The 13,237-nt window shown below is 33.8% G+C and carries 11 protein-coding genes; all 11 read left to right on the plus strand.

Features of this window, described 5'->3' with window-relative positions:
- Positions 1–156 precede the first annotated feature (156 nt).
- A complete protein-coding gene (locus ACIQZA_RS25305; protein WP_402884576.1) occupies positions 157–1,308 on the plus strand; it encodes a discoidin domain-containing protein in 1,152 nt (383 codons plus the stop codon).
- Between the two features lie 50 nt (positions 1,309–1,358).
- Positions 1,359–2,537: a discoidin domain-containing protein gene (locus ACIQZA_RS25310; RefSeq protein WP_402884578.1), complete on the plus strand. Its 1,179-nt coding sequence runs from the start codon at positions 1,359–1,361 to the stop codon at positions 2,535–2,537.
- The gene (locus tag ACIQZA_RS25315; RefSeq protein WP_402884580.1) at positions 2,538–3,452 is read left to right on the plus strand and encodes a LamG-like jellyroll fold domain-containing protein; all 915 of its coding nucleotides are present in this window, start codon (positions 2,538–2,540) and stop codon (positions 3,450–3,452) included. It abuts the gene before it with no gap.
- Between the two features lie 44 nt (positions 3,453–3,496).
- The gene (locus ACIQZA_RS25320) at positions 3,497–5,791 is read left to right on the plus strand and encodes a LamG domain-containing protein (RefSeq protein WP_402884582.1); all 2,295 of its coding nucleotides are present in this window, start codon (positions 3,497–3,499) and stop codon (positions 5,789–5,791) included.
- A 31-nt stretch (positions 5,792–5,822) separates the two neighbouring features.
- The gene (locus tag ACIQZA_RS25325; RefSeq protein WP_402884584.1) at positions 5,823–7,748 is read left to right on the plus strand and encodes a DNRLRE domain-containing protein; all 1,926 of its coding nucleotides are present in this window, start codon (positions 5,823–5,825) and stop codon (positions 7,746–7,748) included.
- A gap of 137 nt (positions 7,749–7,885) precedes the next feature.
- Entirely contained in the window at positions 7,886–8,332 is a 447-nt protein-coding gene (locus ACIQZA_RS25330) for a hypothetical protein (RefSeq protein WP_402884585.1), read from the plus strand.
- Between the two features lie 415 nt (positions 8,333–8,747).
- Positions 8,748–9,506, plus strand: coding sequence for an N-acetylmuramoyl-L-alanine amidase (locus ACIQZA_RS25335; RefSeq protein ID WP_402884587.1), 759 nt, complete (start codon positions 8,748–8,750; stop codon positions 9,504–9,506).
- Between the two features lie 648 nt (positions 9,507–10,154).
- The gene (locus ACIQZA_RS25340) at positions 10,155–10,538 is read left to right on the plus strand and encodes a hypothetical protein (protein WP_402884589.1); all 384 of its coding nucleotides are present in this window, start codon (positions 10,155–10,157) and stop codon (positions 10,536–10,538) included.
- 21 nt (positions 10,539–10,559) lie between these two features.
- Entirely contained in the window at positions 10,560–10,712 is a 153-nt protein-coding gene (locus ACIQZA_RS25345; protein WP_402884590.1) for a hypothetical protein, read from the plus strand.
- 198 nt (positions 10,713–10,910) lie between these two features.
- Positions 10,911–12,002: a hypothetical protein gene (locus ACIQZA_RS25350; protein WP_402884592.1), complete on the plus strand. Its 1,092-nt coding sequence runs from the start codon at positions 10,911–10,913 to the stop codon at positions 12,000–12,002.
- A 5-nt stretch (positions 12,003–12,007) separates the two neighbouring features.
- Positions 12,008–13,237 (plus strand): discoidin domain-containing protein (locus ACIQZA_RS25355; protein ID WP_402884594.1); only part of this gene is annotated, 1,230 nt, incomplete at its 3' end.

Consider the following 13,237-nt stretch of genomic DNA (forward strand, 5'->3'; position numbering starts at 1 on the left):
CCCTTATTTAACAGAAAAGTAGCAGAACTAGAGCCTATGGCAATGTCAGATAAAAGTGAGATTTTAGATGTTGATGAAATAGGAAAAGTGTTTAGCAAAACAATTGATTTAAAGAAATATTTTGATATTAGAACTATTAGAACTGAGGTGAGATAAATGCCTAGAGTAAATTTACCTACTAGCTACGTAGGAGAGGAAATTACATCTGAAAAACTAAAAGTACAAGCTTTTAGTGGTAACATTTGGAATCCTTCTGGTGTTTTATTCAATGATATTGTAACAATGGAAGGTCAATATGGTGCTTGTTTGCTTAGGTACAACAATTATTATTTAGAATTTACAATACCTGACAATTATGCGAGTGCTGATGTGTGGTTCACTAGTGGTTATTATTCTGATTCAGGAGGAAGGTCAGGACAGCCAACTACACTAAGAAAGCTGATAAAAAATTCTCAAGAATTAGAAGTTATAAGCTCAAGTGTTCCAACTACAACTACATCTACTTGGTATAAATATTATGGAAACTTAGAATCAGGGACATATAGAATATATCCAAATTCTGCATACATTCAATTTAATGAAATGTTTGTAAGTGGTGTAAAAAAAGGATTTTATATGCTTCAATCGAATAATAAAACATACTCTATAGAATCATTTGACACAACACATGAAACAAAAATGACCTCTAATACTTCCCCATCTCCTTTTATCGCAAGTGCTAGTAGTGAATTTAATTCCACATATTCAGCATACAAAGCTTTTAATAGTACTAATACAGGTGGTAGCTATGACTATTGGAGTAGTGTTGCAGGAACAACAGGTTGGATACAAATTAATTATGGTAGAAAGGTTCATGCAAATACCCTTGAATTGAGTTCTTCAATGATTACCCAAGAAATAGCAAATGGTATGCCAAGAGACTTCAATATTTTAGCGTCGAATGATAATTCTAAATTTATAAAATTAGCTGAATTTAAAGACCAAACGTGGAAAAATGGAGAAACTAAAATATATAAGTTTAGAAACAACATTGCATATCAGTATTACAGAATAGAGACATTTAGTACTAATGGATTTGGATATGTATGTATTGGTGAAATATCATTCAAAAACATTGCAAATAATATTACAGAAGTACCAAAAGTAAGTGTAAATAATTTTATTAACTATGGCACTAATAATTTCAAAAACCTAAACAGAATTATTGAAACTAAAAAATACATTTTACAGGATGAAGTCTCAAACAACGAAGAAGGTTTTTTGACAACTAAATTAGATAGAAAACCACTCAGCATTAGTTGTAAATAATGCTGAGTTTTTATTTTGGCTTCTTAATACAATAAGGAAGGAATGATTATATGACAGTAGAAAAATGGTTTGATTTAAATATGACTACAAACCTCACACCTTATCCATTGTCTGCGAGTGCTAGTAGTGAGATTGGTGGGCTTTTAGCGTACCAAGGACTTTCAGGAGGAACATGGCAGAGTCGTCAAACTGCTTCAGATAATCCTTTCATAATAGTAAACTATGGAAGAAAAGTACAGATAAAAAAAATGAAGTTTTTAACAACAAGATTAGATAACTATATTACTGCATTTGAGATACACGCCTCTAACGATGGTCAAAACTTTATAAAAATACATGTAGAATCAGGAATATCTTTTACTGAAATGAATGTTCCAAAAGAATTTTATTTTAACAAGGGATATATATATCAATATTATAAATTGATAGCTAAAGCAAGTAATTCTATTTATAATGTTTTAATAAGTGGATTAGTATACGGAGGGATTGATTATAACCCTGATAAACTAGTTTTACAAAATGGTAATTCTACATACTCACTTTCTGACAATACTCTTATTCACATGCCTGACAATTCACCTAAAAACATGATTTTACATGGTATTGAACAAGGTAAAGAAATTCAATTAGATGTTCCTTTTGATAAACATAGATACTTTAATGACACACCTGTCGCTAATGTAAATGGTAAAGTATTTACACATGATATTGGTAAAATCAATACATTGAATATAAAGGAAATCACAGAGAATAAAAGTTTTGTAACTACTTGGTATGATACTAAAATGATTGATGATAACACACCCTCTCCCCTAGTTGCTAGTGCAAGTTCAGTTTTTAGCACTACTTACAGTGCATCAAAAGCTTTTGACTTAGATAACGCTACCTATTGGACTACTTTAGCCAACCAACATCAAAACTCTTGGTTAATGATTGATTTAGGAGCTAGTAAAGATATTAATGTTGTAAAGTTAACACCATCCTCATATCTAAACGAAACACCAATAACATTCATCATAGAAGCATCTGACAATGGTAACGATTGGACAAAAGTACTGGATGTAGTGGGCTTCAAAAATTGGACAGCAGGAGTTCCTGTAATCTTCAATATGAATCAAACATCTAGTAGATATATTAGAATAACTCATAAAGAATCACTTGCGCTTCAAGGTGGTAGTTGGTTTACAGCATGGGGCGAAGTAGCTTATGGATTAAGAGAGGTGAAATAAATGGCAACAACAGAACAACTAATGTATCAATCTGGTGTCGCATGGTTTGGCTTTGATGAAGCAAGTGGAAACGTTGTAGACAAGTTAGGCAATGGCTACACAGGCACAGTTACAGGTGCAACAAGAGTTGAAGGTTGGAATAGTGAAGGTCAAGCTATAAACTTTGGTGGTGGACAGTATGCTCTTTTCAACGCTCCTATTATACCCCTAAGGGAAAAAACTATTAGGTTTAAATTCAAGAAAAACACTACTGCTATAATGGTCAATAATGTTGTTTTTTCAACTACGGGCACTTCGACTGGCAACAATGGGTTTTACTTGGCATTGCTAAACGACATACCTACATTTTATGTTGTCCATAATGGCGTTCCTGTCTTATTTCCTTTTCTAACCTCTATTAAAGATACTCTTTGGCACGAAGTTTATATAACAATAAAAGATAAAATTCTAACGCTATACTTAGATGACGTTCAAAACGCTGTGTATTCTAACTACACAGAAACCTTCACTTCTCAAACTTATGGGTTATATTTAGCTAGATATAATACATCTGCCCTATATGACTTTAATGGTCAAATTGATGACTTACAAATCTACAACAAAGCCTTATCTCCCTCTGACTTCACTCAAAAACGTTTAGTGGTTAAGACAACAGACAATAAAAATCTTGTGTTCTCCCCCACATCAACTCGTGTGAAAGAGATTCCCAACACAGTAGAATACATGTTGTTAGCTCAAGGTGGAGTGATAAAAGAAATTGACTCAGCAGTTGATAGACCACCAATTGATTTCACTAAAACTACAACTGAATATGAGATTGTAAGCAACGATAAAACACCTTTAGGGAAAAACAGAATGATTAGTATTCCTATTGGTAGTGATTTTAAAACAGCAATGATTGAGGACAACTATTAATCTAGTTGTCCTTTTAATATGGAAAAATATTGGAGGTCAATACAATGGCTAATAGTAAAGATAATTTAAGTAAATATGGTAAAGCATCTATTGGTTTTGATGAACCTAGTGGTAATGCTATGGACTCAATTGGTGGACACACAGGAACACTAGTAGGTAGCCCTAATCGTGTCATAGGGTGGAATGGCAAAGGATATGCTATGAGTTTTAATGGAAGTCAAAAAATTTCATTTAATGATTTAATTCCTGTGGGTGTATATTCTTTAAGATTCAAGTTTAAATTAGGAAATATACTTACTAATGGCTATATTCTATCAAACTCAGGTTCTTATAAAGACTATAAAGGTTTAGCTATAGCTTTTAATGATAAGGGAAGATTAGAGATAGGAGAAACATATGCTCCTAATCAATTCAATTACTTGACAACGGATAGTGTAGGTAATTTCAAAGATAATAATTGGCACGATTTTTTACTAATAAGAAGCTTGACAGATGTGAAAGTATATATAGATGACATGTCAACCCCTCTTTTTCAAGCTGTGACAGCTAACTCATATAACGGTGCAGTTAGACCACTTTTTGTAGGTGGACTACACGATACTAATGCTAGTGCATTTATTGGAGAGCTAGACCAAATCGAAATCTACGACAGAGTCATCTCCCCTATCCCTGATAAATACCTTGTAAGTTATGGTTCACAATACAAATACCATGATGGTACTGCTTGGCAAATAACTACGCCAACAGAAGAAAACTTCATTGAATACGGAATGAACAATCTTGACCATATCAAAGAGAAACAGTGGAAAGAGCTGTCAGGAGATAAATCAGTAATTATGTGGTCTGATTTTGAAGATAAGCAATTTACATCTGTTGTACTTAATAAAAAGGATTTCAAAGTACAGGATTTACTAGGTGATAAACCTCAGGTTATTTACTACACCGACTCAGACACCTCTCTGATCGCTGTAGAGACAGGTGTTGACCCTTACAGTGTTTATGACTACATTGGCGAACTACCTACTGTAGTAGCTTATACAGAGACTACAGAGGACATTATCGTGTCCACTACTACTGAGCCATTTGATATTTATGATGAAGTTGGTGATAGTGTTGAGGTTCTTTATTACACAGACGATGAAGCTGTAACAAATGCTGACCTAATCTTAGAAGCTAATTGGTCGCCTGTTGATGAATTAGAAGGTGACTTCGAAGTTGTAACATGGACTGATGAAGCCCCTGATACTGCTCAGAGAGTGCTTGAAATGAACGCAGTTCCAAAACCTCAGTTCATCAAATTGATTAACCCTAAGCGTGTGTATGGTGCTTTAGATGATGTATTTGTTAATGATATATCTCAATCATATCGTGATGAAGCTCGCTACTTTGTCGCAGGTAACACACCTGACAAATGGTATGTTTGGAGCAATGTTGAAAACAAATTCGTGGTAGCTGACGCTTCTACTGAGCAAGCAATCATGAAAAATGGTATGTCATATAAATCATTAAATGGAATTACAGATAAACAATGGCGTACATGGACTAGTGAGTATATTAGTATTGGTATGTTCCTAATAGATAATGTTCGTGACACAATCAAAACGGTTGTAGAGACAGTTTCATTTGAAGACTATCTTCCTCGTAACACTACAACTATTAAAGACACAAGTCTTTATATCTTAAACACAACTGCTAAGATTAATATTGAACTCAATGGCAATGTCCTAAAAGGTGTTCTAAGTGATGATGATTTAACTCGTGTTCAGTATCGTGTGTTACTAAACAATGGTAACTTCTACCCTTCTGATGGAGGCTTTACAAAACTCGGTGAATCACCTCAAAACATTGAATTAGCAATTGGAAGTAAAGACATTAAGATTGATGATTGGAACACTCTTAAAGTAGAGTTCCAAGATTTCTATGGCACAACTGATTATTGGTCAACTCAGTTCATGGGAACATATTCAGGTCTTATGTTCAAAGATATTTTCGGTCATTACTATTCAAGTGAGATTGGTGAAGTTCTACAGTATCTTGACTTCGGTATCGTTATTGCAGGTCAAACTACTATAGAACACGAAATTATTCTTAAAAATCAATATGGGTATGATGTGAAAGATGTACAGTTGTTTGCTAATACAACAAACTTTCCTACTGGTATGACTTGTGAGTTTAGTACAAGCAACTCCCCTTTCATTCCTCAGCCTGATTTAAGACTAAGTGGTGTGCTAAAAAACAACGAAGAAAAGTCATTCTTCATTAGACTAAAAACTGAATTAGGTTCAACGCCTGACGCTAACGGTTCATTTGACATTATCGTGAGAGCAGATAAAGCCTAATCACAATACAATGTGATAAGGAAGTGTAATTATGGGAGACAATAACTCTCTAAAAACAGGTGAGCTACTGAAAGACATACAATCTTTCGGTAGCTCCAATATAGCAAATATTGATACTTACAATATCGTTGAGACAGTAATTGAAGTGAAGCCAAAAAATAGCTTCAAGGCAAAATATAGTCTTATTGCTGTTGGAAACTCAGAGCAAGAAACTGAAATCATACCTAGAGCAATTGGAAAAGATGAAAATGAAACAGAGCTTGTCTCTCGTGCATTAAGATTTTCTGAGAAAGATACTGACTTGAATATCATGTATCGTGGAAACTCAGTTGTCTACACTGAGATTCAACCTATTGGTTATAACAACATGCCAACAGAGATTGAAGTACCACCTCACAATAGAATGTATGCTATCTATGAATTACAACAACCACCAATTGTTACAGATATATTCAACCCTACTCAAGACTCTTTCACTAGAGAGCAATCATCTTTCCAATCAATTAACTATGGTAGCAGTTCATCTATGGTTGTTGGTCGAAGTCAAGATGATATTTGGCGCTCATTTGTGCAGTTTGATTTACAATCCATTCACCCATCTTATGTACTAAAAGAATCTCATTTACGCTTATACTACAAAGGCGCTGTTCCTAATAATATTAAGCTTGAAATTTTAAATGCAGATAGCGCATGGCAAGAATACAACATAACTCACTTAAACAAACCTAATCCTATTGACCTTATCTCTAATAACTTTACTGTTAATACAGCAAAAGGATATGTTGAGTTTGATGTACTTGATATTGTTAAATCATGGGTTGCACTAGAGAAGATTAATAATGGTTTCATTGTTCGCATATCTAATGAAACTGATTTTGGTCAAACAACATTCTATACTAGAGAGACTGCTTTACCACCTGAGCTAGTTGTTAAATACTTTGATTCAAGAATATTCTCTCAAGGCAGAAGTCAGCTTTTAACTGAAATCTTCGCTTATAGAAGAAAAAAAGATGACAAAAATACTGAGGTTACTGTTGATTCAGTATTCATGTTTGAACCACTGAACGCTGAAATCTATGTTCACCGCAGAGAAGTTCCATTGAACTTTGAAGCTGACGTTGAAATTACAGTAAGTAAACCTTATGTATGGTCACAAATTATCTCAGCAAAACGTGATGAAAGTAAAATATTTGCTGAAATCGGTGCTAGAAGACCTCTTGAGGATAGAAAAGATGCTGAAATCTTCATCAATCAGCCAATTGTTCCAATTGAAATTTCATGTACTAAAAGAGATACAAACACTAAAGACACTGAAATTACAGTCACAAAACCTACCATTAAAACTGAAATAACTGTGCCTAGACATGGTAAGAAATCAGTATTAGCAGAAATTGAAATTCCTGAAACTTGGACAAATGATGTTATTACAGAAATTCTTATAGCAAAAGATAGAATACCAATTGTAATCACACCTAGAGTTGTTGATGAAAGTAGTCCTCAAGTTGTAATAGATATTTCAAGACCAAAAGTTGAAATTGAAGTTGAAGTAAAATACAGAAATGATATTTTTGTTGAAATTGAAGCCAATGTCAAGAATGATGTTAACACTGAAATATTTGTATCAAAACCTTATATTGAAGTGTCTGTTACTGTACAACGTTATGATGATTCAAGTGAAGACGCAGAAATTTACGTTAAATACACTAGTGATGTTGTCACTGAGATTGACGCTAAATCTGTAAGTCAGGTTGATACGATTATTGATATTAAGAAAGTATCTCAAGTAGACACTGAGATTTCTGTAACTAAGAAAAAAGTAGAAGCTGAGATTACTATTCCAACATGGATAGACCATGATATACCAACTGTAATTGAACCACGTATCTTGTTGGTAGATAATGTCTACACTGTGATTCAAGTAGGCTCTAAAGGTGGCGCTTATGCGTTCATCATTTAAGCCTTGTTATTTACTGCAAAATAAATTTTAAATATTTTTAAAATACCCTTCACAAAAGTATCATAATAACATATAATAGTAGGTGCTATGTGCGATAGTTGTACCCTCTATTTGAATTGGAAAGGAATAAAAATAACATGATTTTAGTATTTAAAAACTATGAACTTAAAGCTTTTGGAGATTTCCTATATGAGCTTTCATTAAAAGGAAAGGATTCTCGTATGCGCTCTCGTTTTATTGGAATCTTAGAAGCTCAATTGCAATTAATTTCTACTGAGCGTGATATTCTTTTACAAGACTACGCTAAGAAAGATGAAAATGATGAACCTGTTCGTAACAAAGATGAAAAAGGTCATGAGTTCGTTATTCTTGAGGATAGTCTTTCATTCAACATAGAAGTATCTAAGTTAATGAATGAGGAATTTATTATCGAAGCCAAAAACGAGAAAGTTGAAATGATTAAAACTATTCAACGTATTGTACTAGAAGTTGATAAAGAGTTTTCAGGTATTGAAGCAGAGCGCTACAATCGCTTCTGTGACATTTTAGAAACAGTATCTTTAGAAGAAACTACACAAAAGTAACATAGTAATATGCTAATTGGATAGAAAAATACATTGCTCGTAAATTATCTCGCCCATAATGACAAAATTGATGAAGTTCGAGTAGAACTTGGTTCTCCTGAGCAATATCAAATTATTAAAGCTGTTGAAAAAGTTCCTTACTACCCATTCTGACAAACGTCTAGAGCTAATACTTATGTTGCTAGTCATGCAGTTGACCTAGATGAAAAATAGTTTGATAGTAAAACAGGAAGCATAAAGCTTTTTATGTTTTCAAAATGTTTTTGTGTTTCAAACAATATTCGAAAATATTATTAAGAAAGCGTTAGCAACTATAGAAGAAACATTCAAGGAAGCACTCAGTACTCAATGAGAAGCAGTCTAAATAGACTGCTTTTTTATATTCAAAAAATTAATTAATCGAAGGTGATTTTATATGTTAGAAATTAAACAAATGTTAGTAAGCTCTGCTAAGTATTCTCTTAAGGCACCATACAGCATGACACCTCAATATGTCACAATTCATAACACAGCTAATGACGCGCCTGCCCTGAATGAAGCTCGTTATCACAATAGCAACAATAATCAAGTTTCGTTCCACTATGCTGTAGATGATAAGGAAATCATTCAAGTAACACCTAATAATCGCACAGCTTGGCATTGTGGTGATGGTAGAGGAAATGGTAACATGAAATCTATCGGTGTTGAAATCTGCTATTCTAAGAGTGGTGGGGATAAATATGATAAAGCTGAGAATAATGCAGTTGAGCTTACAGCTTATCTATTGAATAAACATGGCTTAGGAATCAACTCTGTAAAGAAACATAAAGATTGGTCAGGTAAGTATTGCCCACACAGAATCTTGGACAGAGGAACTTGGAAGGACTTCTTAAATCGTGTCGAGAAGGCTCTTAACAAGATTCAAGGCAAAGGCGGAACAAATACACCACCTGCTAAAAACGAACCTTACAGAATACAGTCAGGAACGTATAGTACGAAGAAAGAAGCCGAGAGTGCCAAAGCTAAGGTTGCGCAAAACAAACTTGCCAATATTGATTACATCACAATCAATGAAGACAAAGGTAAGTTCTACTTCCAAACAGGCACATATGCTAACGAAGCTTCCGCTAAACAATATCTTCAAAAGATGAAAGACTTGAAAATTCTTTGGGTTGGCTCAGTTATTAAAGCATAAGTTTATTGTATTTTAAAGATCTCCTTAACACTTTTGTTAAGGAGATTTTTTGGTTTATTTGACAGAACCACTTGGAAATATCATACACAACTCGTGACCGCAATGGTGGTGATGGAAACCCAACAGGAAGCATTGTTGAAGCCTGTTAAAGACTGTTGGTTCAATGTTCGTGTAGATAGTTTGAGAGAAGAGTCTTTCACTCCAGTTGGTAGAAGTGATGTTAAAGATAAAAACAAATCAGGTTTTTGAGAATTAGGAACAGCAGGAACTACTACAGGTTTTGCTTACAACACAAATTTCAATAGAACTAACACTAAATTAACAAGTGGTAACTTTGTTCAGACTTCTGTAATGAAGAGTTCCTAAAACAGCTTTAGCAGATAAAAATCTTTTAGTACAATGTGTTTTATACCCTTACATACAAAAGTAATATAATTGTATTTACAAATAAAAGAGTAATTTTACAGGGTTAGGGGCATTCTCTCCTACCCTATTTTATAATGATTTTTTAATAGAAAACTTCAATACAATGAAGGCGATTGATAAAGTGTTATTCACAAATTCAGGAAACCAGCAATTGATATTCCCTTAACTGAAACGCTGAATGTTAAACTCTTCTTCGAAATGTCAGATGGTTCATTCAACCTAATGAAAAGAAGAATTGAAGTTGAGTATATTGACAAAAATGGAAAAACTTATCATTTAACAACAAATTTCGAAAACAAAGACCTTATCACATATAAAGAAGCTTACGCTGACTACAGTAATGTACAAGGTGTTCAACGCTCAAATATCAAGTCAATTAATTTTGGCTACAAAACAATCTATAAGAAAGATGATGTGCAACTATTCTTCCAACCTGTTGTTTCACTACCATTTAGTGATAGTGCCTTTATTGAGGTCAAATTAACATCAAATAAGGATATGAATGGCTATTTGGTATTCAAATCAAGAGGGATTGAAGTAGAACGCTTCTATGCCCCTTTAGAAGCCAATAGAGCAGGTCAGATTAATTGGGTAATCAAAAACTAACGTAAAGAGAGGAAATGCACTGTGAAACGATTTTGGCTACGTCTTCCCGATAAAAATAATTCTTTAGAAATAACATCTACGAACAATAAGTTATCAACATTTGAATCATCAACTGAGAAGGTCTACACAGTAGATACAGGGAAATATTCACTAGAGAAACTAAAATCTTGTTAGTAAAGGTTTAGATGCTAGGATTGGAGAAATCAAAGATTCCAAAAATTCTAAATTTATTGTATTATTTTTAAACAATTCATTCACAAATGTAAGTGGTAGTTTTATTACTTTCATTGGTGGTATAGAGTCCATTGATACAGGAGATAGACTAGAAGGAAACATAATTCATATTTAAAAATCAGGAAAGGAAGATACTCTATGACAGTTGTAGGCGGTAATTTAGAACGCAAAGAGATAGGGTTGCCTATTGGTGTTTCAGGAACACATAATAATACTGAAATCAATAAGTCAACAGGACACCTTCAATTAATGCAAGTTGATGTTGATGGTCAGGGAAACCCTGTTTACACCGAACAAGGTTCTTGGACTTCTGATGTAGTTGACTTAGGCGATAAGTTTAAGGACTTCGAAAAAGTATTTACCACTAACACAAATATAGGAGCAAGCTCTTTCGCAGTATTAACAAGAGTTTCAGACAATAATAGAGATTGGTCTGATTGGACTGCTATAGCTATGGATGGAGCTATTCAATCTGATACTAAACAATTTATTCAAATTAGAATAGATTTATTTGCAGGCTTTGTGACAGATGAATTCATTATAACAAAGTCAGATTTTGAAGTTAATCCTTTTGTTGAGGAAATACAAGCCACAGCAGGAGGATATATCGTTCCTACTTTGACTTCAAACACATCTGCTAGTACTACACATGGTATTGCATTTGCAGAAACAGAATATCACACAGGTAACTACCCCGCTTGGAGGGCATTTGACAATGTTGACCAACCCGAAGGATATATAACGAAAAATGGTATTCTTAGTGGATACTTAGGCTTTGTTTTCAATAGTGCAATAAAAATAAATAGATACAAGGTAAGAAGTATTGGGCAGGCAAACATATTGCCATATATGATTAAAGATTGGGTTCTTGAGGGAAGTTTTGATACAACAGATGGTCATGATGGAAAGTGGATTGAGCTTGATAAAAGAATCCATACTTTCACTACTATTAACACAGATGCTATATGTGATTTCAATAACAGTCAAAGCTACAAAGGCTATAGAATTAAATGGGAAACAAACAATAGTGGCTCAAGTTATTCAGAAGTTGGAGCATTAAACTTTTATAAAGAGTCTACTACAGCTCTCAGGCTAAAAAGAGACTATGCTTTTGACATGAAATTAGATTCAACATGGTCAGATACAGGAAGTTTACACAGAAAGAAAATCACTCGTGATGATTGGATAAAAATTGATAGCTTGAATCCTATCTTTAAAGAAGGTGTTTAATTGTAATGAACATTATTGATGCAAGATGGACTAAAAACTCAAGTTACACTGCTACTAATGCATCTACAGAAGTGATGAATACAATAGGTGGTAGAAAATTAGGAGAAGGTGTCTTTTATTTTGAACTCACTACTCCTGATAGTGGGAGAATGATAAACAGATGGATAGGGTTTGTTTCAGTTGATGGAACTAACTATAATCAACCTAATTCATACCAAATACTTTGGCAACCACAGTTGGATACAATCTATGGAATTGAGGTAGATTTAACATCACCTTCGACACCTAGATATAGGTATCACATGAATGGTGGAAGCTTTAGCTCACTCATAGATATTAAGGGTTCTAACGGTGTGCCATTATCTATAATAAAACCTGCTATCGGTTCAGCAGATGGCTCTAATAGCGCAATCCCCTTCACTATTAACGCAGGGCAAGAGCCATTTGCATACCCATACAAAGCACCTAACCTATATTCATTTGATGGAAAGCAAAAGATGCATAATGAAAACAAAACTCTTGTTTTACATGATGATGAATATAAGAAATTTAACCCTAAATTATTAGGTAAAGACCCAACAATTAATGCAGTACCAAATATGACAAGTGATACTAGCCCAAAAGGAAAAGTAACAGCAAGGGGTGCTTATGACCCTGCTTGGAGAGCATTTGATAGAAATGACTCAACATATTGGTATGACAATGGCTCTAGTGCAGGCGCTCCATCATGGCTTCAATACCAATTTGACTCTCCAAAAATGGTAAATAAAATTACACTGGCATCCCTTTCGATTTCAGGTAGCACATATGGATTAAAAGCATTTTCTTTGCTAGGTAGTTATGATGGTTTAAGCTATGATAAACTTCTAACTGTTGATAATCACCCTAATAGCAATGCTAAAGTAACATATAATTTCGACAATAATAATGAGTATTTATTCTATAAGATACAATTTGGATTAAGTCACCATAGCTATTATACATTGGTCAGCTCATTTGAAATGTATGAAAAAGAGACTCTTGATACACCTGCTTATTGGTCAACAATATCTTCTACTCTACCTACTTCAACTAAGTTCTTTGAGGAAGGTATGGACAACCTCTCTCCCCTACTAGAGCGTACAACTTTAGAGCCAACTGAAATGACACTAAGAAATGACATTCTTGTTTCAGGAGAAATTGGTAAGGTATTTAGCAAAACCATTAACCTAAATAAATATTTTGATATTAGAAGC

The sequence above is a fragment of the Lysinibacillus sp. NPDC096382 genome, from assembly GCF_044762845.1.
Taxonomy (GTDB): Bacteria; Bacillota; Bacilli; order Bacillales_A; family Planococcaceae; genus Lysinibacillus.